Raw genomic sequence first — 21,732 nt, 5'->3', positions numbered from 1 at the left:
TCCCTGATCGTCGGGACCCACTTGCTTTTTGTTTGCACGCGCCTGCCAGGCAGCTGGCGGAGAAGGTGGGCAGCGTTATTCTCCCCAGGGTGATTTATGTTCTTCTTTAAATTTATTTAAAACCCGGGTTATTTCCGTGGTATCCATTTTTTGCCAGGCATTAAAATAGGGAGCTACGATCGTATTGGTATTTGTTTGCGGATGTTTTTCCTGTAAATAAGAATAGGCTTCCCTGAAATACTCAGATAAAGAATCTTCGGCCAGGTTCTCTTTACCCCAGGACCTTACACTGGTATTATCCATGCCTATCATTAACCAATAGAGGTACGCGTTGTAATTGCTGGTTGCCTTTTGGGAGTAAATGAAACTGTTGGGATTGGCTTTTATAAAATTTTCCCACCACACGGTGCGGTCGGCGAAAACAGTTGGTTTAATAGTAAGACCTGCATCTTCCTGAAATCCTTCTTTCTGTTCAATTGCCTCTTGAATAAGGTATTGCTTCATGGGAGCGGAAACATAAGCTGTAAACTGTTCAGCCAGAAAATGCTGGCTCTGTTCAATAAATACTTCACCTTCTTCTGAACCCAGCTCAAAGCCATTTCTATCCAGGCGATTTTTTACAGCTTTTTGTCTTTTCGACAGCGGCTTCATTTTTCCATTCTCATCGCCCCAGAGAAACTCTTCATATTTGATTGAATCTTCGGCCATATGCTCATTTAAATAAGCGCAAATAAGAGAATGGAACTGGTTATAGATATAAAAAGCCGTATCGCATGCTGCGGCAGGCTGTTTTTTAAACAACAGTTTAAAGGTGTCTATTGCCAGATGGCACGCTTCGGCTGATTGGGTATCGAGTCCGGCCATATAGCGGTCGAATTGTAACAGAACAGGATTGCCATATTGAAACAGGGGGGCATTGTTTCGGGCGTGTACGGGCTTTGGGGCTTTTTGAGTGGGCGCTTTTTTTTCTGTTTGACCACAACCAAAGCAAAGCACTGCTAAAAGCAGCATGTGGGGCATTTTCTTCATGGAGAAGGGGTATAATTTGTCGTGAAGATAATATTGGACGATGAGATGAAAAATAGGAGCCCTATCTTTTTAAAAAGATAAAGATGGCGCCGATCAGTGTCAAAACGATCACTATCTGGCGGTACAGGTCATCTTTAATGCGGGCCACCAGTTTTATACCGCACCAAAAACCCAAGACCAGGAAAGGCACCAGCGCCAGATCGGTCAACAGCGAGGTGGTAGTAATATTATTCCAGTAAAATATTTGAAAAGGCAGTTTAAACCAGTTAATAATAAGAAAGATCCAGGCGCCGGTTCCGATAAAATCATTTTTAGGCAAACGCATAGCCAAAAAATAGATATTCGAAAATGCACCTGCCAGGTTGCCCAGCATAGTGGTAAAGCCGGAGACCAAACCCATACCAGATACAAATAATTTGTTGTTGGGCATTACCAGGGCTTTGCGGAATTCTATCACCAGCATGATCACCACAGTAAGCAAGATAATGGTGGCCATTACTTTTCTGAAAATAGCTTCGTTCAGGTCTTTCCCTACAAATACGCCCACCAAAATACCAATCATCATCCAGGGCATTAGTTTTATCACGTGTGGCCATTGTGCATGCCGGTGGTAATACTTTACGGCCATTACATCTGCCACACATAATAATGGCAATACAATACCCGTGGATGCCTTACCGCCGAATACAATGGTCATTATGGTAATATTCAGCATGTCGATACCCTTGAGGCCGGCCTTGGAAAGTCCGATTATAAAGGCCGACAATGCTATCAATAATAAACTGGTAGTAGAGTACGCTGCAAATATTCCCATGTGCGATGTATAAGTATAAAAAAACTCAAATATAACAATAGCGCCCCTTTTTATAAACATTCCACTACCCTCATAGTGATAAGGGGAAAGTATATTCATTGAGGAGCATGCATGCGAACATCTTTCCATTTTTTAAACCATAAATTTTATCACCATGAATTTGAAACTAACGATTGCCATGGCCTGCGCCGCCATTTGCCTTACCTATTGTAAAAAAGACAAATCCACACCTGAACCGGAAGTAGAAGCTGCCTGGTCGTCAAGTGCCCAATGGGGTACCTGGACTAACGGTGGTTATACGCTTTATAATAATATCTGGGGAAGTGGGGCCGGTTCACAAACTATTTGGGCAAACAGCTATAGCAATTGGGGCATATGGGCCAACCACCCCAATACCGGCGGGGTAAAAGCCTATCCCAACTGTACCCGTAATGTAAACCGGGTGCTCGGTTCCCTAAGCTCACTCACCAGCAGCATCGGTGTTACCTCACCGGCTGGCGGTGCCTGGAGTTCCTGTTACGATGTTTGGGACAATAACCACCAGCATGAGATTATGCTGTGGATGAATTACACCAGTAACAGCGATGGTTCCGGTAATATTAAACCTATTTCCGCTACATGGAACGCATCGGGCAATCCCGTGCCGGTGTTTACCAATCTTTCAGTAGGCGGTGCCACCTGGAATGTTTTCCGCGGCAGCAACGGTGCCAATAATGTGTACTCCTTCCTGCGTACTACAAAAACCAACAATACTACGGTAGATATCAGGGCCATTGCCAACTGGATCAGGAACCAGGGCTGGTTTGGAAATATCACTATTGGCGATGTACAATTCGGCTATGAGATCACTTCAAGTTATGGTACTAATGGTGCTGGTTTGCAGTGGACGACCAACAGTTACTCAGTAAGTTTTAATTAATGCTGCTTATATGATCAAGCTGTTCCGATTGGCTATCATCATTGTATTCTTGCCGGCATGCCACAAGGACACAAATGTGGTACGTACGGTAAAAGAGGAAATGCTTGCGGCGGTAAATGCCCTTCGACAAACGGGCTGTACCTGTGGCAATACCTTTATGCCGCCGGTAAAACCGTTGCAATGGAATGATACCCTGGCAAAGGCTGCTCAGGCGCATGCCCGCGATATGGACGCGAATAATTATTTCAGCCATATTTCACCAGGGGGTACCTCACCAATACAACGCACAATGGCCCTGGGTTATGCCGGCAATTATGTAACCGAGAATATTGCCCGTGGGTATGCTGAGCTGGGACCTGTGATGACAGCCTGGGAAATAAGCGAGGACCATTGTAAAGCCATGATGGATAGCTTGCAAACCGAACTGGGAGCAGGGAATATAAACACCTATTGGGTGCAGGAGTTTGGGAGCAGGAGGTAAGGGTGTTTAGTTGACCAGTTAACATGTTAACCGGGTTGATATGGTAGCAGGAGGTGGGAAGTTAACAGGTTGACAAGAAAGGCAGACCCTGCGAGTTTATAAGTGATGTAAGAGTTAAGAAGTAGGAAGTATCGAACCGAAGGCGAGAAGCAGCGTCTGATTATGCCGTTTCACGTTTGACGTTTCATCCACCAGCGGGCGGAAGGCTCAAATTGCGCGAGTCCAAAATTGCCGATTGCCCATTGCCGACTTGTCCTTGGCGTAGGCGGATCCACGAATAAAAGGGTGAGTCTCCATGTGAGCTCACCCTTTCTGTTTATTGTAATAATTTGAATTACAGATGTATAGGGTAGTAGCTGTTGATTGTTGACCAGTCACTAAAAAGAAATAGATCCGTACAGTAACTGCCGGATCTATTTCCTACACAAAAAACTACAGAGGATAAGAACGTTTTTTGTGTAGTTGATGTCAAAAAAATAATCCGGCCAGCAACGCTACGACCGGAGTTAGATGTATACTTGAAATACCAAATTACATCGGGAAGAATTGCGACACTTCCCCCCGACCGAACAGATACTAATATACGAAGAAGTTATACAAAGCGCTACCATACTGGCTTCGGGGAAGATTATTTTGATCAATGTCAATTGTTGATTGAATTCAAAAAATTCATTTCAATCATGACGGTGGTCATGGTTTTTTATGTGTAAAAAACATACCTTTCTGCATATCTTATCACTTCCTCCCAGATATCCTGCGAATTGCTTTGATCCACGTATAACTCCAAATTTATTCTATATGAGATTGCAAACGAAAAATGGATATCCAGAGGTAGTGTTGGCTTCAAAATGTGAGACAAGTTTTTTTTATAGTACAGCAGATTGGCTTAGACACGAGATTGGAATTTCGTTTTGCAATAAAGAGAAGCAAAATGAGATGATATACTGGGAATTTTGTTTTGGCGAAGGCATTGCGGTGTTGAAGTATGACCCATCACTGGGGATATCGCTTTGTCCGGCCGAGTTTGGAAAAGCAACAACAGAAGAAAGAGCAGCTTTCAAAATGTTGATGGATACAATGAAAAATTGCTAAGGCGCTTGTACGTATGAAGCCTGGCTTTCACAGCTAGTGTGACAATTTCTTCTTATTAATTTTACATAAAGGCGGGAGGAATTTCATTTTTAGAAAATTAGGCTGTTAAGAGTATTTGAAATAAACATTATATTTGTTAAGCTTTTTGTTTGGAAGCCGACTAACGCTAACGAATGAATCAGTAAATTTTCCTCTGAAACAACACATCTGAACTCTGATTTTGGCTGAAAACCAATCATTAATCAATGTCCTGGTTTTTAAAGCAGCTAGGCGCTGCTATTCTGAAATTCTCTGAAAACGCTCAATTCCGTTCTTGTTACACATTAGCCAATGTGCCTGATATTTAGCGCGCCATAACCATTCTAAAACTTACTATACAATGAAAAGATTGCTTGTTGTTAATAACAATAATGAAAGCCATAAAGTAATGGAAGCTATGCCTATATTCGACACCGGCACTGCCACCTACTCGCGTAAAGTACAATCCGACAGACTAACGACATTATTTAACCTTAATACCAATGTAAATAAGTATAAAAAGAAAGAAGTGATCTATGCAGAGGGCAATCATCCTGTACAGTTGTATTTTATCAAAAAGGGAATTGTAAAAACATATAAATGTAATTCGGAAGGAAAGGAACTCATAACGGGCATATATGGCGAAGGAGAATACCTTGGCTATGTAGCATTGCTTGAAGAAACAGTATATAAAGATATTGCAGTGGCCGTAGAGTATGCCGAACTGGCGGTTATCCCAAAAGATGAGTTTGAAGGAATGATGGAAACTGATTGGCAGGTAGCTCGCAAATTCATCAATCTGCTGGCCAAAGATATTGCGGAGAAAGAACAGTTGCTTTTGGGACTGGCTTATAACTCCCTTCGAAAAAAGGTAGCAGAAGCATTGATATTATTGAGCCGTAAATATAAAGATGCTATAAAGATCAGCCGTGATAACCTGGCCGCTATTGCCGGTACGGCTACTGAATCATTGATAAGGACCCTGGGGGAATTCCGGCAGGAAAAACTCATTGATATAAGCGAAGGGTACATTACCATCATCAATGAGGGCAAACTTAAAACAATGTTGAATTAAAATGCATGATGATTATAACGGGACCAAAAATGGAAGCGGCGTGACCGCGAGAGCAATCAGGGAGTGTATCATGGCTGATACACTCTCTTTTTTATAAACCCAGGTCTTTTGACTTTATAGTTATGATCTCGTATTTAACGCTGGTCCCCCGTTTGCTGTCGGGCATTTTAAGGGTTTCAGCAGATTTGGGTCTTATGCCGTAGAAGTCTTTCGTTTTTGTATCCCAGGTACCGCCATTGGCTTTTATGTAAGTCACTTTTACCCGTACCCGGTTAAGCATATAATCGGTAGGATTGATCACGGTTATCTTAAGGCCTGAAATGCCACCCAAATTCTTGTATTCGTAGTCGTTGCTTTCAACCTTTACGTACGTCATAATATTTTCACGCACCATCTTTTTTACTTTGGCGTCACTGGCGTCTGCGCCTTGCTTTCCTGTATTTATAATATTGATGGCATCAGAAGATTCCCCGCCTCTAACTACGGCGGCTAAAACACCCAGTACTATTACGAATGGAATAAGTATGATCCAGCGAAGGGATTTTTTAGAAGCAGTATTTGCCTCCTTGCCAGGGATATCAGGTTTTTTCATAAAGTCGGATTTTTCAGGATATGTGATGCTTACCAGGCACAAAAATAACCTTTTTTCTTGGAAAGGGAAATAGCACTATTTTATCGATCTCGTTAAAAAATAGGCAATTATCAGGTTTTTTATAAAATCCATTTACCTTCGAATAATCATTTATGATAACCCTGCGCACCTATACACCGCTAACCTTGTCGCCAATTGTAAAGTCAATGTGGCAACTTAAAGTATATGGGGAGGGTGAAACAGTGTACCGGGAGGATATTTTGCCTGATGGCCATCACGAGATCATCTTTCATTTTACAGGTAATATTGCAAAAAGAACAACAGAACAGGCAACCTGGGTGAATGAACCAGACGCGTTTTTTGCCGGACAAACCTTGCATAGTTACTCACTTGAACTGGAAAACAATGCGTTGTTGTACGGGATCCGGTTTCATCCGCATACCTTGAACTTGCTGTTTGGTTTTCCAGCCCATCTGGCAACAAACAACCTGCTCCCCATTTACGACATTCCGGCTGCAAATATTTTAAAAGATTGTATCACCCCCACTTTTGAGGAAACTTGTAGTAATCTGGAAAAGGAATTGATGCAATTGTGTAAAGGAGTTGACCTATCGGCAAATAAATTCCAATATATTAATTATGCAGTGCATGAAATAATAAAGCATAAAGGGGACGTTTCCATAAGTCATTTATTAAAAGGGACTGGCGTATCGCAAAGGCATTTTGACACCTTGTTCAATCAATCGGTAGGTATTAACCCCAAGCCTTTTTGCAATATTATAAAGCTCAATCATTTTATCAATTATAAAAATACATATCCCCAGAAAAGGCTTATCGAATGCTGTTATGAATCGAATTTCTTCGATCAATCGCATTTAATAAAATTGTTCAAATCAGTTACCCGCCAATCTCCAAAGGAATATTTCCGGAATTATAATCACATTAATGATTATTTCTCAGCATTATAGCCAGTTCATTTTTTTACATTTTTTTGCCGCCGGTCGGTAATAGTTTTGGAAAAAAATAAACATGAAGGGCTATATTATTGTAGTGTTGCTTTTCTTGTGCTGTACCGTATATGCGCAGGACAGCCAGGTGGCTCATTTCTCGTTTTGGAAGCCAAAAGCCGGACAGCAAAAGAATTTTGAAAATGGATACAAACAGCATCTGAACTGGCATAAAACAAACGGCGACCAATGGACCTGGTATGGCTGGTATATTATATCAGGGCCAAGAGACGGGTTGTTTGTGGACGCTACCTTCAATCATAAATGGGGTGATTTTGATAAACCGGTAAAACCGGCAGAAGATGGGGCCGATAATCAGTTACACACACATCCATTTGGCGATTTTATTGCTGGGAGCAAATGGGTCTATTTACCCAATCTGAGCATTTCAGACAGTAGCAGTCTGCATTCGAAATTCCTTCGCCTGGTAACGATCGGGGTGACAGATATGCCAACAGGTAAAAAAGTAATTGAAAAGCTAAAAACTATTTATCAGACTACTGGCATAACCACATTCCTAACCTTCAAAGCAGTTGATGGTAGTGATCTTAACCAGTTGTTCCTTTTGATTGGGTTAAATAATTTTCAGGAATATGGCAGGGTTGAAAATTTGCAGGAAGAGCTTTCGGGCATAGAGGGGAGCCTGAAGATAAAAGTGATAACAGCAATAACCTCAGAAACGCTGATCTACAGGGCCGACATGAGTTTATTTCCGGGTCAGCGATGAATGATCTCACACAAATATAATTCCCATAATAAAAAGATAATACTGGAGCTGTTACTTTGAGATTTTATACAGTATTTCGCATTCAATGCACCAGTAATAATTATGAGATTGGTACGCGGTATCTTGGGAATTTGTTTTTGTTTGGCGATCATGCAGGGGTTGATAAACCCCGCTGCCCACGATAAAGGGGTAGGACCGGCCGTGGCTTACTTCAAAGAACAAGCCCGTTTGTTTGGTATTGCTACTACTCAATTGCAATTGGCCATTGCTGACATCAATGCCAACGATTCCCTGTCTGTAATAAAAGCCCGCAAGGCACTTGTTCAAAGCAGGCTCCAATATAAACGGATAGAATTTTTCCTGGAATATTTCTTTACCACTTCAGCAATGATATACAACAGGGCTCCGAAATACGAGATAGAGGAACCCTATATGGAGTACCAGGAGCCGGTTGGCTTGCAGGTGATAGAAAATTTGTTGTTTGAGGATAATGTGGCCCAAAAGAGAACGGAACTTTTGCAACAGATCGATGCTGTTCAGTCCTCTGCAACAGACCTCCCGGCCTTGTTATATGGTTTCCAGGGTACCGACCGGCAATTGCTGGAAAGTATACGGTTGGAGTTGATCCGGGTGATCACTTTGCATCTCAGTGGATATGATGCTCCTTTTTTGAAATCAGGTATTGCAGAAGTCGGCAATGGAGGCAATACAGAAAACAATTAGTCCTTTTTTAAGTAGTAATATCACGGCAGATAGTGTTTCAACATACCTGTCGGGCTGTATCAGTTACCTGCAACAACACCCTGATTTTGACTCCTTCAACCGCCTGCACTTTTTGACACAATTGGCATTGCCCTTGCAACGGCACTTCGGCAAACTGGTCACCGATCTGCAGCTGGACCTGAATACAACAGATGGCGTACTCAATTATAAAGCGGCCGATATTTTTAGCCCCGATGCATTAAATCTTCAAGCCTTCCCCGGTGGGAAAAACTATTCCAATACAGCCCTGGTGCAATTGGGCAAACAGTTATTTTTTGAGCCTGGCCTCTCAGGCAACAATAAAGTAAGTTGTGTTACCTGTCACGATCCCGCCAAACATTTTACGGATGGGTTGCCAAAGAGTTTGACCATTGACGGGCATTCGCATGTGGCACGCAATGCTGCTTCCCTGTTGTATGCAGGTTACCAGTATGGCCAGTTTTGGGATGGCAGAGCCAAAAGCGTGGAAGAACAGGTGAAGACCGTGCTGAACAATGAGCAGGAAATGAATGGGGGAGAAATAGTAATATCCGCCCTGCTGGCACGTAAAACATACTATAAGATTGTGCTCGATTCCATATTTCCCGCGTCAATTGACAGTATAAACATAACGGAGAAAGTGGCAATGGCACTGGCTGCTTATGTACGCACCCTGAATTTTCGGAATGGCCGTTTCGACCAATACCTGCAGGGAAATGCAACGGTATTGACCACCCACGAGATCGATGGTTTTAATTTATTTATGGGCAAAGCACAATGCGGAACCTGTCATTTTGCGCCGCTTTTTAATGGATTAACCCCTCCGCTGTATAATCTGTCAGAATTAGAGGTGTTGGGAACTACCAGCACCGACAATCTGTTAAAGCCCGAACTGGATAGTGATGCGGGCCGCATTAGGATCTTTCCCATATCTTATTACGACAAAGCATTTAAGACCCCAACGGTTCGCAACACATCTGCTACCGGGCCGTATATGCATAACGGTGCATTTAAAACGCTGGAAGCGGTGATCGAATTCTACAATAAAGGGGGCGCCGTTGGTATGGGATTGTCATTGCCAAATCAAACTTTATCTGCCCGGCCATTGAATCTTTCCAAAGAAGAAGTAAGTGATATTATCAGCTTTCTGCATACGTTGGAAGATAAAATCCCCAATCAGGGACCGGTGACTTTTAGCACAAAATAATAAATGGGTGTTGAGCGTTTGGGGGCAGTAAATCTTAAACCCTAACCACCAGATGTTTGTATTAAAAGGCACGACGGAAATAATTGAAAATGTAAAAGATGGAGAGATCATTCAAAATGGTTGCCCACAATGCCGTAAAGACTTATTATTAAAGCAGTTTAGAGTTTGGAATACAATTTTTCTGATCCCATATCTGCCTAGCGGGGACACCAGAACTGTGTATGAATGTGTAGGTTGTTATGAAACTTTTGACCCCGTTTATAGGAACACCTATATAAACAGAGGGAAATATCTAAATCCTACGCGAAAAGAGATCAAAGAGTTGACGGAAACATTCTCATTGACTTTTATAGCTTCCATCTTAACTTGTGACAATAGACCAATGGAAAGTGTTTTGGCTCTTTTGAAAGAATTTGCAATAAAGTACAATATTGATGAAGAGACCCATGAAGAAAAGTTTGGTGCCGATTTCCTCTCTCAGCGAGAGCTAACTAAAACAGTTTTTGAATTGTATGACCTGTTTAGAGATTGTTTTTCCGAAGAATTAATAAATATAGTACTAGCTCAAAATGTAGAATACAGTAATCTTATTGACCTGTCAGAAAAAGAAACTAAAGTTTTATATACATTCAGCAGACATTGGGGACTGACAAAAAGCGAATTCGAAGAACTACGCAAAAAATAAAACTGCAGCTTATAGTAAAGATGTCCCTGGGATAATTATGGAAAATCCCGGGACGCAGCATCTTATAAAGTATTATGGGAATAAAACTAATATCAACTTTATTTATAGCAACCTTTTTGAATGGAATGGATCTGACACATAGCCCCGCTGGAAAAACTTACAAAGCGCTCCTGGCTGCAGGTTGCAAAGAATTCGACGACGGTGGTTGTACGCTTTTTGAATATCGATTGTTATGCTTTAAAAAAGATTCTGTTGATGTTTCTTTACAAGTAATTGCCAATTGTTTACCAGAAGAAAGGGAAATATATTATAATCGTCTCTACGACACCAAGACCTATAAGTGGAAGATCAATAATAATATCATTACCATTGAAGGGCTGGGCGATTATGGCAAATTGAAATTCCGGGATTCAATGCTCATTGGGGAAGAGATCAGAACAAGAGAAAAAATTGAATTTAACGAAGCGCATAAATAGGAACTGCTGGCTTACCTCGTGAAAACACACATGGAAGTACTTTTAATTTCAGTTCAATGCTTTAAGTTGCCGGGCAGGTCCGGTTTACCGCCAAATAAAAAAAGGCTGTCCCCATGATTGAATCGGGACAGCTTTTTTATTAATGGAGTCAGGTGATCATCAAACGATTCTTAGTCACTTCGTTTACTTCTACCTCGCTGTATACTTAAAGTTGTGAATAATAACTTCCACCTCCTTACCATCAGAAGGTGCATTGCCATCATACAGCCATAAATTCATATGAATGGGCATGCTTAAAGTACTGATACTTGATGTAGGTGAACTACAGGTAGCACTGGCAAACAGGTTGGTATCATCATTATAAAAACCGCCCACGCTTTTAAATACTACTGAATTAGGACTGCGTGTAAAGCGATGTGTAGTGTAGGTACCGTTTAATGAGAATTCTTTCGAGTACTCCCATGGGCCCTGACCATTGGCCGCAGGCCATACGGTGTAGTTTAAGTTTGGCCAGGCAGCGTTGCCCCACCGGGCAAACTCAATATCCATTTCATCGTACTGATCATTGCCGGAGTAGTTGAATAAACCCAGTACAATATTTTTGTCGAACGAGCCAATGGCGCCTTCTACCTGCCATTGATAAGTGCCGTAGCCAAAGTTTTGTGTGCTATAGATCTCAGCACAGTTCCATTTGCCAGTAGTGGCGTTCTTAGTGATCTTTAAGTGTAACCATCCGTTGGCATCAACCCAGGCATTACTGCCATTGAAAACGTTGGGGCCGGGGCCACCTGTGGCGGTGCCGGTGTTTCTGATTGTCCACGTATATCCGCTAAACTGAACGGTGGTAGAAGCACGTGCCTGAGAGGCTGCTTCGCTGGGTGAAGTGGGGGAAGGCGCTTCGTCGGTTGCTGAATTTTTTTGGCAACCTGCCACAAGCACTACAACCGCCATTGCATACACGAAATTTTTCATTAGGTAAAGTTTAAATTATAAAAAAGGATAACTGATCGTACGCTCTTTTCCGGCCAAAATGATGCCAGTGTAAGTAATAACAGCTGCTAATATTTTTCAGCAGCTATAAACAATGGGGGATAAAATAAAGTATAAAATCCATACTTACGGCCTGGCGGCAGACAGAAAACGAATATCTGTACTTAGCTATTGAATTAAAGCAATTGATGTACATTAACAAAAGCAAATCAAAAGCCGAACGAGACCCAGGCAAGAGCCTGGTCAGACATAGTGTAGATTCTAGTGATATAGGGCATATATGTACTACATTTCCCACGGAACTGCAAACAAAACGGCAGCAGAATGACACCCGCAGTGGCATTTCAGTGGCATTCCAGTGGCAGTTCAGTGGCACTCTTAGGCGGGAAATGGCCTGTTGGACTACATCTGGTAAGAATCTGACTGGGGTTTTGAGCGAATTTGGCTGGGACTAACTACGATTGTGGTATCGGTTGGTATAGATTTACACCGTTATCGGTAGTGTCTATGCGATAATATGTATTTAAATGTCCTGGTTGTAAAAGTTGGGTAGTGTGTTGCTGGAAGTGAGATGATGGCTGCAGTTGCCTTTAATAGCGTTACAGGTGGATTGTACAGGACTGACTGCTTCTCCTAAACGAACCCGGTTTGCCAGTGCCGGTAAAGGGGGAAATTTTATAAATTGGGCTGCCGTTATGAGCGGAGCGTTCAATGAATATTGCCGCAGCCAGCCCTGAACGTTAAATGCTATTTTAATACGACCATACTTATGACAATTAAACTACACACAGGCAATCAAATTATTGACAAAATAGACGAGTTTATTAAATTAGGAGGCTGTATTCAGTTTAAGGTTTTTGACGTTGAAAATATAGACAATTCCTATCAAACACATTTAGAAATTGCTAAAAAAACACTGATCGAAATTTCCAGTGATTGGGAAGATCATATTCAAAAAGTTTCAAAAGAATTACATAAAGACAAAGGACAGTATTTTAAACAAATACATCACTTTGACAAACTTGAAAATTCAGGAATTCAAATTTCGAACAGAGACTTTCTGGGCCCACAATTCGACTTAACAAACAATAAGCTTTTAATAAAAGGAGTACAAAACTTTTACAACATTTACTTTTATTACGACACAGACGAAGATGAAAAAAATGCAATTGACTTTAATAAAATAAGTAATCAATTTAATTTTAGAGAGACCGATGGAGTTTCAGGTGCTTTTTGTGGCGCATTTTTAGAGCCACCCTATGCAATTAAAATTGGAAGCAGCATTTTTGAACACGGAAAGTATTTTCTTGATTTTTGCGACTTGTTATTTTCAGACCTTGCAAATATTGAGGTTTACCGATGGAGTGTCGACAGCTCCAATTATTTTGACGCAGGGAAAGAATGGTGGGGTGCACATTTTTGGACAATCTACAATCCAGCTAAAAATATTTACATTGGGGCAATAGCATCAACGACCGATTAACACGTCGCACAACGCTATCGTCGGGGGCGACGCCAAATAATAAAGCCCCCGATGTATCGGGGGGCTTTGTGCCCAGGACATGAATCTCAATATCCTGAGCGTCAATTATTTATTTGCGTTGATTGTCAAATTCTTGACAGTAATTTCTAAAGAGCCGCCAGGCGTGCTTGTATCAATCGATTTTTGCCGCTTTCTGCCTGTCATGGCAAATATAAAAGTATCCTGAGAATACTATAACAAGTAGCAAAATTCTGTCCGTTGTTATGATCCCAACCCTTGGATTATTATTAGTATTCGCGGACTTTAGCGAAATGGTTATTCGGGTCTACATAATAGTAACCCAATTTAGCGACTGAATCTACGCCATAAGGCCTCTCATCTGTTATTAGTAATTCATTCTTTTTGATTGTCAGAAATACCCAATTATTAATAAACTGACTTAAAAAGTGATGCGCTTGAGCGTCAGATCCTCTGTAAAGAACGCAATTAGCGGATGAATCTTTATTGTACCATTGTTGTACTTCACTGACTGTATAACTTTTTTGAATCGGACTGGAAACTTTGCAGCTTGCAATAATAGACATGATGAGAAGCACGATAATAGTGTTTTGTTTCATTGGTAATGGATTAAATGAGGAATACCTTATTCAAAAGGATTGTCATCTTAAGGCAAAAGGGATGCCAGACATTTGAAATAATGATATGTGTTTATTTGCGATTTTGGTGTGATAATACTACTTCGTATAATCACAGCTGATGGTAAGGAGTAATTACGAATTATGAAAATGATTTCCGTTTCAATTGAATTTGCAGTTACAAGTTGCTTCTAATAAAAAAACCTCCATTTCTGGAGGTTCAATTTCTGACCTTAAATCTATTGTTTATGAGATAAGAAGGTTAAAGAAGGCATTCTTGACAGGTGTAAGTCGCAACTATTCTGTTATAAATTTTGCATTATTTGAAATGTGCGATCCATCATTGATGTCAACTATGAATAGTCCTCTTTTTATTGTTCCTACCAGGGGAACATTTATAACATTATTGCCTGTATAAACATTCATCTTCAAATTCATGTGGAGTCGACCGGATATATCAAAGATCTTAATGCAAATGCTTTTATTAAACTCGGAATTATAACTAATCAATAATTTATCAACTACCGGATTGCTAATGATTTTTAATTTACTGTCGTTATCGTCATGCTTAAAAACCAAGACCCTGGAATATTCAGAATTTGTATTACCAACCAGTTTTATTCGATACATTACTTTTGCATTGCTGCCATTATTGTCATCAAAACTGTAACTTTCTTTGCCAGGTATGTTGGTGGCCTGAAGTACACCTGCTAAACTATAGTCATTCCCATTGAAACTTTTTTCAACTTCAAATCGTTGGGCATTTGTATTTTCATCGACCACCCATTTTAATGAAATGCGATTGTTAGTTACATTGCCCTGTAAGCTGAGCAATTTAACAGGCAAAAGAATACCCACCGTGAAGTTGATTGTTACTGTTGCAATATTAGAAGTCATGGGAGCAAAACCAGCGTCCCTAAGTTGATAAGTAAAAGTGGTACTTGAACCAGTAAAGCCGGGATTGGGTATGAAAGTAAAGCTTCTATCCGGATTAAATACTACGGTGCCATCAATTGAATTAGTTACAATAGAGGGTTGAATAAATTCACCATTAGGGTCGTTATCGTTTGTCATAACATTACCCGAAACCTGGTTGCCAGTAATACCGTTATAAGAATCGTTTATTGCTATAGGAGCGCTGTTACAGTTGTTAGTCGGGCCATAATAAGCGTTTGCATTTGTGTACAGATCATCAAAGATCAACCGTGAGTTGCCATCACCCGTACTGCCGCCTAAACGAAAAACAAGTCGCCGGGTGCTGGCTGATGCAAGCGTAAAGGTATTATTATAGGTTTGAGTGGTAGCAGGACTGTTTTTATCCATCGAGATAGTATTTAAGGAAGTGAAATTCCCGCTAGTGTCAATTAGACCAATTTCAATTGTTCTGGTTGCATTACCATGAAGTACAGTTGATAATTTGTATTTGAATGAAACCTGCAAAGAAGTAGTAATATTCAAATAAGGGGTTGAAATATCCCGGGTGCTTGAACCGCTTACGGGAGGCTGACTATATAAACTTCCTGAACCAGCGATAGGACTTACAGTGCCATCGCTGCTATGATCCATATTTACAAATTGCCAGCAATTACCGGAAAGGCTGCTTAGGCTACTTTCAAAGCTATCACTAAACTGAGCGAAAGAACAGTTGGAGACATGGCATAATATGCCCGTTACCATTAGGGTAAAAATGTGTTTCATTTTCTAAGGGTTTAAATCAATCAATACGGTTATTCGTAGGATTAAAGTCCCATAGAAATATTGGAAAGATTATTCGAAGGATTGGATGAAGACAGAGGCGTGGTTTTCGAAAGGATGTATAGAATCGAGAATAAATGTAATGGCAAATTTTTCCAAATGCAAGCCCTTCAACTGGTAATTGATTTTAATCAAATGAACCATAGGGATGGAGCTGCGCCCGTAGCGAAGCTGTCATCTATACACATACGGACTTCAAAAATATGCTGTTATTATATTTGTTGGCCTGGAGACTTTGGATCCCTCCAATCAAGCGTAAATAGATAGGCCAACTTCCTGCATAATTCCAAAAAGTCGAAAGGTTTTCTGAGGAAAAAGGTTGCTCCCAATTCCTTCGCTTCTTCAAAATAGAGCGGTTCAAAGATGCCAGTAAAAATTACGACTGGAATCTTAGCGTATTGAGGGAGCTTCCTAATACGGATCAGTACCTCTTTACCGCTAATATGCGGCATGCGCCAATCAAGAATTATCATGTTCGGGGTCGATGAAGCATCATAATTTGCCATCCTGGCGAGGGCTGAGCCTGCATTTTTCTCGCATATTAATTTGATACTTGGGCAACATTCTTTTAGGGCAACGGTAAAAATAAAATGTTCCTCTTCATCATCATCGATGAGAAGTACCTTTTCAGGGAAATCCATGCTTATTGGGTCTTGTAATAAAACAATAGGACCTAACCAAAGGAGTCATTCGCATTGCGAAGTGGCGCTACATAACAATTGAAAAAGTTAAGACAGCCTCTAACAGAAAGACTGCCTTAACTGAATTAAATAGTGCTCCGTAATTGACAGTAATGAAATGAGGTATATGGTTATAACTCAGATGCAAATATAATGTATTTTAAACATATGAAAATAAGTGCAAATACTTACATGAGTGCTTATAACATTTTTTTTCTATCAGTGGATTGATTTTTGTTATAAGTCAAACATGCATCACAACTACCAGCAACTGGATTTGCAAACGTTAATTGACTTGCTGGCAGAGGAAACGGAAAAATATACAAATGCTTTTATTATTGGCAGTTTAAAAGAAAGTAACCAACAAAGGGCAATCATTAATGCCCTTGTTGAGGAAATCAACATTCGGAAAAATGGAGCAGTGGTTAAAGACACAGATCAAGGAAATTCCGTAATGGCAAATAACTTTCCTTGCTGCTAATCGCAAAAGCATCCGATGCCTGCGGCTTGCAAACACCGGCTCAGATTAGGTTAAAAAAAGTAGAAAGGGGCGATAGACCCCTTTTTCTTTGGCAGTAAATAGGAATATGAATTGCATAAAGTGTCATTAGATTCATTTATGAAGGGAGGAATCCAACATATATGCTTAGCAGAAGATGATCCAGATGATTACCTTTTCTTTTCTGAAACCCTAAAGGAGATAAATAGTGCCATAAAACTGACATGGTTCCAAACTTGCGAGGAGCTACTGACCTTTTTAAAGACTGGCTCTGAGTTACCTTGCCTGATTGTGTTAGATATGAATATGCCCAAAATGGATGGTCAAACCTGTTTGGTATCGATAAAAAAAGAACTTGAACTCAGTCATATCCCCGTTATTATCCTTTCAACAGCGGGTCACCTTACTACTATAAATACGGCTTACCAGGCTGGTGCTTTCAAATATTATCATAAACCCGGCTCTATTGATGAATTTCGGAAGATAATAACCGAGATCCTTACTACTCCTATACAGTAATGTTAGTTTACTTTTCTAGTATTCTCCGCTAACTTAATTGTGTGAACTTTGGTTTATTTGTGGAATTTTTTCTACAATCCCAGTCTCGCGGTTTTCTTTTACAGAAAGCATATCCACCAATGATCGAATATGATTTCTTATTTCTTCAAGGTCACTTACAGTTGAGCCCAATTCCAAGGCCCATGTAAATTTTCGCATTTCTTGAATAACAATAGCTCTTAACTCAGTAGCAGTCAAACGTTCATACTGGGAATCCATGCCAACACTTTTTTGAGTATGAAAGCAATACTTATTCCAGATAATGGTACTTCATTCTTAAACCACAAGACTTGAAAAAATTACATTATGTTTTGGTATGCTGTTTGTGCTTTTTGGGCGTTTTTGTCGCATTAAAAATTCAATAATCCATACCCTTAAAACCATGTGGAAAATCATAAAACCCGGTGCAAGAGTATCCCTGGGCGATACAGTCAGGTTCCTGCCATCTAGTAATAGTTCGAAAATTTACCAGGTATTTAAAATAGAACAGCATTACTTTGAAATTATAGTTAAGCTCACAAACGATAATTGCATGGAAAATCCTGTTCGTAGAATAATCAGATATATGGATATTGGTTATCACATAGGTATGGAGGTATGGACTGATCCTTCTCAGTCTTTAACGAATGGCCTGGATGAGGGCCAAAGTAATCCGGATCTGCAAGCGTACTAATGATTCCCCTTAATATAAAGGTGTAAAGCCACTTCAGTCAAATTCCCACTTTAAAAGTAATCACCCTATAAAACAAACAATCATGGTCTTAAAGCAATTGATCAATTTTTCTATTATTAGCTTTATTAGCGTAACCTCTTTTGCTCAATCTGATGCTGCCTGGTTAAAAGGCGGTGTAAATTTTGCGAACGTTTCTTATAATAAGGACGGTGAAGTAGATGATGCGAACATGTTGACCTCTTTTCATGTAGGTTTCATGGGCGACATTAGCATTGGAAAGGTATTGGCAATTCAACCTGGAATTTTATTAACCGGCAAAGGTTCGAAAATACAAAGCGGCAAGTCTACTGATAATTTTTATTATAAGGCTACAGCAAATCCTCTTTATATTGAAGTGCCCATAAATCTGGCAATAAAAATACCGCTGGCGTCTTCGGAGTCAAATTTCTTCTTTGGTGCTGGCCCTTATATAGCAATTGGCGTGGGTGGTAAAAGAAAAATTGAAGGCCGAAACTTTGCAGTTTCATACAGCAGTAAGGAGAAGATCGAATACAGCAATGATGACCCAACTACTTTTAATAATGAAGAAGGGACAGGCTTGGGCGTAATGAGAAGATTTGATTATGGGCTGAATGGTACCGCAGGATTTGCACTTAAAAATGTACTGATTGGCCTTAATTATGGATATGGATTAGCCAAACTTCAATCAGGATCAAACAACTCAAAAGATAATGACAATAAACACCGGGTATTAAGTATATCTGTAGGCTTTAAGCTGTAAATGTTTTGCTGGTATACGAATTGCATTTATCATTTCGGTTTTTCATAGGATATTGGATTAAACGGGGCTTTATTTCTATATAGCCCCTTTTTTGATTATTGGTGGAGATGAGTATTTTCAATGAAAGCACATACTCATGCAAAAAGAGCTGAGTGGAATGAAAAAATGCCCTCTATTGAGGGCATCGGACTTAAATAATATGAAACAAACTTTATTTAATGGGAAGTAATTCTTTTCTATTTGCCCATTCAAGTTTTGCCTTTTGTAAATCTGTAACAAACTGTGGATTGTTGTACCAGTATTTAAGTAAATGCCATCCTATAACCCTTGAAGCATCATTGTCACTGGGATAGTGAATACCCATCAATTCCCTTGACCAACGAACCTCCGCAGCAGTTTTAATAAATTCCTTTCGCTTGTCAGGGATTAACTCCCCAAATAAATAGGCTTCAGTATATGACCATAATGAATGGCCGCTAGGAAATGATGGCGAATTTATTCTTGTTAATGGCTTCAACGCTGGCTCCAAATGGTAAGGGCGAGGGCGCTTGAAATACATTTTCAATCTGAACTCAGTTACTCGAATATCCTGTATGCAATTCATTAAAAGTTGCGTGGTTGCCGGAAAATCCTTGTAATTTATTTTTTGACCAGTGGCGGTAGATAGTATATAAAAAAGCTGCTGCCTATTTTCATTAAAATCTGAATCAAGCGGGTTAATTATGTTTGGCCACGAGCCAATGTTAGCGATATATTCAGCACGCTCAATTTCTTGCTTGTTACGGGTATTTTGCAATTTCAGCAAATAGTCAAGTTCAGCCCTGGTTTGATCCGAACTGTTGGCCGGAAATTTTATCAATTCCGGAAGTTTGGCTTCATCTTTAGGAAGAAGATACGCTGCCCGCCACAGGGCATTACTCAATGCCCCTTTGCTATATTCTGACCAGGGAAACTGTATGGTGTCGAGCAACTTCCTGGTTTCTGTCGGAAGCATGCTTAGAACCTTGATTGGTTTATAGGCTGGACTGACTGGCTCCAGTTCTGGAATCTTTTGTGCCTGTATTGCCTGCAACATTGCAAGAGAGAATAATATTAAAGAAAATAGAAACTTGTGTGGTTTTTGACTGTATTTCATCGAATGGCATTTATCATACGACGGAAAAGGAGTAAAAAGGACACAACTTTTTCAGAATAAAAAACACCGGCAGGACTACCGGTGTTTTACTACAAGTCTCAATAGGTTATTTTCCTTTACAGCAGGAACCTTTATCACAGCATTGTTCCTGTTTGGGCTTTTCCTTTTTTACATTTTTTTTCTTAATGCCTCCTGCAAAAGCCGCTACCAATGCTAATGATGATAATCCCGCTAAAACTAACTTTTTCATGAAAAGATTTTTAAGTTAATGAATGAGCTATCATTATTACGACGCGGTAGCTTCAAAAAGGACACACGGTTAGAACAAAATTATTTACAACAGGAACGAACCTCATTCTTTTTGCAGGATACAATGTTCCCATACGAATCGAATTCGTAATTACAGCACTGTAAAATTACTTCTCTGAGCATTTTTCTTGCCCTTTGTACCCGAGCTTTGGCATTCGTAAGCGTTATATTGGTGGCTTTTGCATAGTCCTTTATTTTCAAAGCGTCGAGTTCTACCATTATTATCGCGTTACGATATATCTCTGGCAAAGAGTCGATAAATGAACGAAGGCAGCAATCTGCCAATTGATATGTACTATCTGTTGATTCATCTGGCTCATTGGAAATTTCAGGAGGCGTTTCGTTTATGATCGAAGATGTAGACTTACGCCTATAATAATCTACAACGGCATTGGTAGTAAGTCTTGTGAGGTATGCGCTAATATTGTCTGCCTTTTCAATCTTTGACTGGTTGAGTAATATTTTTAAGTAAACCTCCTGTATTATATCCTGGCAATAATCCTGGTGCTTTACTTTTCTACATACAAGATCTGCCAACTCCTTTTCAAATGACTGATGAATTGTTTCCAGAATATTTTTCATCCTTGTTTATTTTAAACACCTTTTCGCAAGCTCTCTGCATAAGCATTAGGCAAAGGGCTATTCTCTACTGCTTTTGCCGCTTTTTCTACATCGTACTCAAAGCGAATAAACTCAACTTTTATTGAATCCCTGTCGCCTATGCTGCTATTATCATTTATGTGTAATAGTACATACCCGCCTCTTGAATCACCATCTTTGGGTTTTCCTACAGATCCAATATTTATGGCATGCCTGAATCGCTGTTTTCCATCTTGCTCAGCAGCCAGGATCCGATGATAGGGTTTATGCGTATGGCCGAAACACATAATATCGGCATCAGCGTCCTGCATAATACGTACCATACTTTTTTCCTCCCGGTCTTCAAACAGATATTCGTTTATCTTTCTAGGACTGCCATGAACTAACAGCAGGTTTAGCTTATCGTTGTTTAGTTGAAATTCAACTTTTATATGCGCAGGTAATGTTCTTAAATACTTTCTTTCTTCTTCCTTTACAATTTCATTAGTGAATGAAATGGAAACAGTGCCATTAGCCTTTTCTGTGTCGGTCTTATAGGCGCAGCCACAGTCGTCAATGCTTCTACCAATACCAAAGTCATAATTACCGGCTATTGTAGGGATGCGGCGCTTTTTTATTTCGTTTATGACCTCATTGGGCCAAATGTTGTAGCCTACCAAATCTCCCAGGCAGTAAATGGCATCCGGGTTTCTATTGTCAACATCTTTAAAGAACGCCTCCAATGCTGGTAAATTGGCGTGTATGTCTGAGAATAGTGCAATTTTCATCCGT

27 protein-coding genes are annotated in these 21,732 nt (G+C 40.1%); 15 read left to right on the top strand and 12 right to left on the bottom strand.

The window, feature by feature from the left end:
• Nucleotides 1–75: 75 nt before the first annotated feature.
• Together J7I42_RS32065 and J7I42_RS32060 are read right to left on the bottom strand one after the other, a co-directional pair.
• Nucleotides 76–1,029 (bottom strand): hypothetical protein, encoded by a 954-nt coding sequence (locus J7I42_RS32065; RefSeq protein WP_209144056.1) that lies wholly within the window; start codon nt 1,027–1,029, stop codon nt 76–78.
• Nucleotides 1,030–1,090: 61 nt separating this feature from the next.
• Entirely contained in the window at nt 1,091–1,843 is a 753-nt protein-coding gene (locus J7I42_RS32060) for a sulfite exporter TauE/SafE family protein (RefSeq protein WP_209144054.1), read from the bottom strand.
• Between the two features lie 154 nt (nt 1,844–1,997).
• Here J7I42_RS32060 and J7I42_RS32055 point away from each other — a divergent pair, with 154 nt between their 5' ends.
• From J7I42_RS32055 to J7I42_RS32040, 4 genes are all read left to right on the top strand, one after another.
• Complete coding sequence (locus tag J7I42_RS32055; protein WP_209144052.1) at nt 1,998–2,762, top strand: GH12 family glycosyl hydrolase domain-containing protein; 765 nt, start codon at nt 1,998–2,000, stop codon at nt 2,760–2,762.
• Between the two features lie 10 nt (nt 2,763–2,772).
• A complete protein-coding gene (locus J7I42_RS32050) occupies nt 2,773–3,243 on the top strand; it encodes a CAP domain-containing protein (RefSeq protein ID WP_209144050.1) in 471 nt (156 codons plus the stop codon).
• A 798-nt stretch (nt 3,244–4,041) separates the two neighbouring features.
• Nucleotides 4,042–4,335, top strand: a complete 294-nt coding sequence (locus J7I42_RS32045) for a hypothetical protein (protein WP_209144048.1) — start codon at nt 4,042–4,044, stop codon at nt 4,333–4,335.
• 379 nt (nt 4,336–4,714) lie between these two features.
• Nucleotides 4,715–5,428 (top strand): Crp/Fnr family transcriptional regulator, encoded by a 714-nt coding sequence (locus tag J7I42_RS32040; RefSeq protein WP_209144046.1) that lies wholly within the window; start codon nt 4,715–4,717, stop codon nt 5,426–5,428.
• Between the two features lie 91 nt (nt 5,429–5,519).
• Here J7I42_RS32040 and J7I42_RS32035 read toward each other — a convergent pair whose 3' ends face one another.
• Nucleotides 5,520–6,020 (bottom strand): hypothetical protein, encoded by a 501-nt coding sequence (locus J7I42_RS32035; protein WP_209144043.1) that lies wholly within the window; start codon nt 6,018–6,020, stop codon nt 5,520–5,522.
• A 152-nt stretch (nt 6,021–6,172) separates the two neighbouring features.
• Between J7I42_RS32035 and J7I42_RS32030 the strand changes: the two genes are divergently transcribed.
• The 6 genes from J7I42_RS32030 to J7I42_RS32005 all read left to right on the top strand — a co-directional run bounded on the left by J7I42_RS32030 (nt 6,173) and on the right by J7I42_RS32005 (nt 10,863).
• Nucleotides 6,173–6,988, top strand: coding sequence for a helix-turn-helix domain-containing protein (locus J7I42_RS32030; protein ID WP_209144041.1), 816 nt, complete (start codon nt 6,173–6,175; stop codon nt 6,986–6,988).
• Between the two features lie 61 nt (nt 6,989–7,049).
• Nucleotides 7,050–7,754, top strand: a complete 705-nt coding sequence (locus J7I42_RS32025) for a hypothetical protein (RefSeq protein WP_209144039.1) — start codon at nt 7,050–7,052, stop codon at nt 7,752–7,754.
• Between the two features lie 102 nt (nt 7,755–7,856).
• Entirely contained in the window at nt 7,857–8,477 is a 621-nt protein-coding gene (locus J7I42_RS32020; RefSeq protein WP_209144037.1) for a hypothetical protein, read from the top strand.
• Nucleotides 8,452–9,702 carry a cytochrome-c peroxidase gene (locus tag J7I42_RS32015; RefSeq protein WP_209144035.1) on the top strand — a complete coding sequence of 417 codons (1,251 nt, stop codon included), beginning with the start codon at nt 8,452–8,454 and terminating at the stop codon, nt 9,700–9,702. Before J7I42_RS32020 ends, J7I42_RS32015 begins: the two co-directional genes overlap by 26 nt.
• Nucleotides 9,703–9,754: 52 nt before the next feature.
• Nucleotides 9,755–10,387, top strand: coding sequence for a hypothetical protein (locus J7I42_RS32010; RefSeq protein WP_209144033.1), 633 nt, complete (start codon nt 9,755–9,757; stop codon nt 10,385–10,387).
• 125 nt (nt 10,388–10,512) lie between these two features.
• Nucleotides 10,513–10,863, top strand: coding sequence for a hypothetical protein (locus J7I42_RS32005; protein ID WP_209144031.1), 351 nt, complete (start codon nt 10,513–10,515; stop codon nt 10,861–10,863).
• 189 nt (nt 10,864–11,052) lie between these two features.
• Here J7I42_RS32005 and J7I42_RS32000 read toward each other — a convergent pair whose 3' ends face one another.
• Nucleotides 11,053–11,835 carry a glycoside hydrolase family 16 protein gene (locus J7I42_RS32000; protein ID WP_209144028.1) on the bottom strand — a complete coding sequence of 261 codons (783 nt, stop codon included), beginning with the start codon at nt 11,833–11,835 and terminating at the stop codon, nt 11,053–11,055.
• Between the two features lie 787 nt (nt 11,836–12,622).
• Between J7I42_RS32000 and J7I42_RS31995 the strand changes: the two genes are divergently transcribed.
• Complete coding sequence (locus J7I42_RS31995; RefSeq protein ID WP_209144026.1) at nt 12,623–13,336, top strand: hypothetical protein; 714 nt, start codon at nt 12,623–12,625, stop codon at nt 13,334–13,336.
• Nucleotides 13,337–13,623: 287 nt separating this feature from the next.
• Here J7I42_RS31995 and J7I42_RS31990 read toward each other — a convergent pair whose 3' ends face one another.
• The 3 genes from J7I42_RS31990 to J7I42_RS31980 all read right to left on the bottom strand — a co-directional run bounded on the left by J7I42_RS31990 (nt 13,624) and on the right by J7I42_RS31980 (nt 16,367).
• Nucleotides 13,624–13,953: a hypothetical protein gene (locus tag J7I42_RS31990; RefSeq protein ID WP_209144024.1), complete on the bottom strand. Its 330-nt coding sequence runs from the start codon at nt 13,951–13,953 to the stop codon at nt 13,624–13,626.
• Nucleotides 13,954–14,268: 315 nt separating this feature from the next.
• Complete coding sequence (locus J7I42_RS31985) at nt 14,269–15,669, bottom strand: Ig-like domain-containing protein (RefSeq protein WP_209144022.1); 1,401 nt, start codon at nt 15,667–15,669, stop codon at nt 14,269–14,271.
• Between the two features lie 269 nt (nt 15,670–15,938).
• Complete coding sequence (locus J7I42_RS31980) at nt 15,939–16,367, bottom strand: response regulator (RefSeq protein WP_209144020.1); 429 nt, start codon at nt 16,365–16,367, stop codon at nt 15,939–15,941.
• A 289-nt stretch (nt 16,368–16,656) separates the two neighbouring features.
• Here J7I42_RS31980 and J7I42_RS31975 point away from each other — a divergent pair, with 289 nt between their 5' ends.
• The gene (locus J7I42_RS31975) at nt 16,657–16,887 is read left to right on the top strand and encodes a hypothetical protein (protein WP_209144018.1); all 231 of its coding nucleotides are present in this window, start codon (nt 16,657–16,659) and stop codon (nt 16,885–16,887) included.
• A gap of 138 nt (nt 16,888–17,025) precedes the next feature.
• Entirely contained in the window at nt 17,026–17,424 is a 399-nt protein-coding gene (locus J7I42_RS31970; RefSeq protein WP_209144016.1) for a response regulator, read from the top strand.
• A 33-nt stretch (nt 17,425–17,457) separates the two neighbouring features.
• Here the strand turns inward: J7I42_RS31970 and J7I42_RS31965 are convergent, their stop codons facing one another.
• A complete protein-coding gene (locus J7I42_RS31965) occupies nt 17,458–17,682 on the bottom strand; it encodes a hypothetical protein (RefSeq protein WP_209144014.1) in 225 nt (74 codons plus the stop codon).
• A 163-nt stretch (nt 17,683–17,845) separates the two neighbouring features.
• Between J7I42_RS31965 and J7I42_RS31960 the strand changes: the two genes are divergently transcribed.
• On the top strand, nt 17,846–18,136 hold the full coding sequence (locus J7I42_RS31960) for a hypothetical protein (RefSeq protein WP_209144012.1): 291 nt from the start codon (nt 17,846–17,848) through the stop codon (nt 18,134–18,136).
• Nucleotides 18,137–18,218: 82 nt separating this feature from the next.
• Nucleotides 18,219–18,917 carry an outer membrane beta-barrel protein gene (locus J7I42_RS31955; RefSeq protein WP_209144010.1) on the top strand — a complete coding sequence of 233 codons (699 nt, stop codon included), beginning with the start codon at nt 18,219–18,221 and terminating at the stop codon, nt 18,915–18,917.
• Nucleotides 18,918–19,128: 211 nt separating this feature from the next.
• On the opposite strand, the gene J7I42_RS31950 is transcribed toward J7I42_RS31955, so the two are convergent.
• From J7I42_RS31950 to J7I42_RS31935, 4 genes are all read right to left on the bottom strand, one after another.
• A complete protein-coding gene (locus J7I42_RS31950; RefSeq protein ID WP_209144008.1) occupies nt 19,129–20,052 on the bottom strand; it encodes a phosphatase PAP2 family protein in 924 nt (307 codons plus the stop codon).
• 106 nt (nt 20,053–20,158) lie between these two features.
• Nucleotides 20,159–20,302: a hypothetical protein gene (locus J7I42_RS31945; protein ID WP_209144006.1), complete on the bottom strand. Its 144-nt coding sequence runs from the start codon at nt 20,300–20,302 to the stop codon at nt 20,159–20,161.
• 80 nt (nt 20,303–20,382) lie between these two features.
• A complete protein-coding gene (locus tag J7I42_RS31940; protein ID WP_209144004.1) occupies nt 20,383–20,943 on the bottom strand; it encodes a sigma-70 family RNA polymerase sigma factor in 561 nt (186 codons plus the stop codon).
• Nucleotides 20,944–20,954: 11 nt separating this feature from the next.
• Entirely contained in the window at nt 20,955–21,728 is a 774-nt protein-coding gene (locus tag J7I42_RS31935; RefSeq protein WP_209144001.1) for a metallophosphoesterase family protein, read from the bottom strand.
• Between the last annotated feature and the right edge of the window lie 4 nt (nt 21,729–21,732).

This window comes from Niastella soli (assembly GCF_017742245.1).
Classification (GTDB): domain Bacteria; phylum Bacteroidota; class Bacteroidia; order Chitinophagales; family Chitinophagaceae; genus Niastella; species Niastella soli.
Note: the sequence above shows the minus strand (reverse complement) of the source record. Positions and strands in the feature narration are given on the sequence as shown.

Excerpts from the sequence above, each read along its gene's own strand:
- J7I42_RS32065 (WP_209144056.1), bottom strand. The coding sequence starts at position 1,029 with ATGAAGAAAATGCCCCACATGCTGCTTTTAGCAGTGCTTTGCTTTGGT.
- J7I42_RS32060 (WP_209144054.1), bottom strand. The coding sequence starts at position 1,843 with ATGGGAATATTTGCAGCGTACTCTACTACCAGTTTATTATTGATAGCA.
- J7I42_RS32055 (WP_209144052.1), top strand. The coding sequence starts at position 1,998 with ATGAATTTGAAACTAACGATTGCCATGGCCTGCGCCGCCATTTGCCTT.
- J7I42_RS32050 (WP_209144050.1), top strand. The coding sequence starts at position 2,773 with ATGATCAAGCTGTTCCGATTGGCTATCATCATTGTATTCTTGCCGGCA.
- J7I42_RS32045 (WP_209144048.1), top strand. The coding sequence starts at position 4,042 with ATGAGATTGCAAACGAAAAATGGATATCCAGAGGTAGTGTTGGCTTCA.
- J7I42_RS32040 (WP_209144046.1), top strand. The coding sequence starts at position 4,715 with ATGAAAAGATTGCTTGTTGTTAATAACAATAATGAAAGCCATAAAGTA.
- J7I42_RS32035 (WP_209144043.1), bottom strand. The coding sequence starts at position 6,020 with ATGAAAAAACCTGATATCCCTGGCAAGGAGGCAAATACTGCTTCTAAA.
- J7I42_RS32030 (WP_209144041.1), top strand. The coding sequence starts at position 6,173 with ATGATAACCCTGCGCACCTATACACCGCTAACCTTGTCGCCAATTGTA.
- J7I42_RS32025 (WP_209144039.1), top strand. The coding sequence starts at position 7,050 with ATGAAGGGCTATATTATTGTAGTGTTGCTTTTCTTGTGCTGTACCGTA.
- J7I42_RS32020 (WP_209144037.1), top strand. The coding sequence starts at position 7,857 with ATGAGATTGGTACGCGGTATCTTGGGAATTTGTTTTTGTTTGGCGATC.
- J7I42_RS32015 (WP_209144035.1), top strand. The coding sequence starts at position 8,452 with ATGGAGGCAATACAGAAAACAATTAGTCCTTTTTTAAGTAGTAATATC.
- J7I42_RS32010 (WP_209144033.1), top strand. The coding sequence starts at position 9,755 with ATGTTTGTATTAAAAGGCACGACGGAAATAATTGAAAATGTAAAAGAT.
- J7I42_RS32005 (WP_209144031.1), top strand. The coding sequence starts at position 10,513 with ATGGATCTGACACATAGCCCCGCTGGAAAAACTTACAAAGCGCTCCTG.
- J7I42_RS32000 (WP_209144028.1), bottom strand. The coding sequence starts at position 11,835 with ATGAAAAATTTCGTGTATGCAATGGCGGTTGTAGTGCTTGTGGCAGGT.
- J7I42_RS31995 (WP_209144026.1), top strand. The coding sequence starts at position 12,623 with ATGACAATTAAACTACACACAGGCAATCAAATTATTGACAAAATAGAC.
- J7I42_RS31990 (WP_209144024.1), bottom strand. The coding sequence starts at position 13,953 with ATGAAACAAAACACTATTATCGTGCTTCTCATCATGTCTATTATTGCA.
- J7I42_RS31985 (WP_209144022.1), bottom strand. The coding sequence starts at position 15,669 with ATGAAACACATTTTTACCCTAATGGTAACGGGCATATTATGCCATGTC.
- J7I42_RS31980 (WP_209144020.1), bottom strand. The coding sequence starts at position 16,367 with ATGGATTTCCCTGAAAAGGTACTTCTCATCGATGATGATGAAGAGGAA.
- J7I42_RS31975 (WP_209144018.1), top strand. The coding sequence starts at position 16,657 with ATGCATCACAACTACCAGCAACTGGATTTGCAAACGTTAATTGACTTG.
- J7I42_RS31970 (WP_209144016.1), top strand. The coding sequence starts at position 17,026 with ATGAAGGGAGGAATCCAACATATATGCTTAGCAGAAGATGATCCAGAT.
- J7I42_RS31965 (WP_209144014.1), bottom strand. The coding sequence starts at position 17,682 with ATGGATTCCCAGTATGAACGTTTGACTGCTACTGAGTTAAGAGCTATT.
- J7I42_RS31960 (WP_209144012.1), top strand. The coding sequence starts at position 17,846 with ATGTGGAAAATCATAAAACCCGGTGCAAGAGTATCCCTGGGCGATACA.
- J7I42_RS31955 (WP_209144010.1), top strand. The coding sequence starts at position 18,219 with ATGGTCTTAAAGCAATTGATCAATTTTTCTATTATTAGCTTTATTAGC.
- J7I42_RS31950 (WP_209144008.1), bottom strand. The coding sequence starts at position 20,052 with ATGAAATACAGTCAAAAACCACACAAGTTTCTATTTTCTTTAATATTA.
- J7I42_RS31945 (WP_209144006.1), bottom strand. The coding sequence starts at position 20,302 with ATGAAAAAGTTAGTTTTAGCGGGATTATCATCATTAGCATTGGTAGCG.
- J7I42_RS31940 (WP_209144004.1), bottom strand. The coding sequence starts at position 20,943 with ATGAAAAATATTCTGGAAACAATTCATCAGTCATTTGAAAAGGAGTTG.
- J7I42_RS31935 (WP_209144001.1), bottom strand. The coding sequence starts at position 21,728 with ATGAAAATTGCACTATTCTCAGACATACACGCCAATTTACCAGCATTG.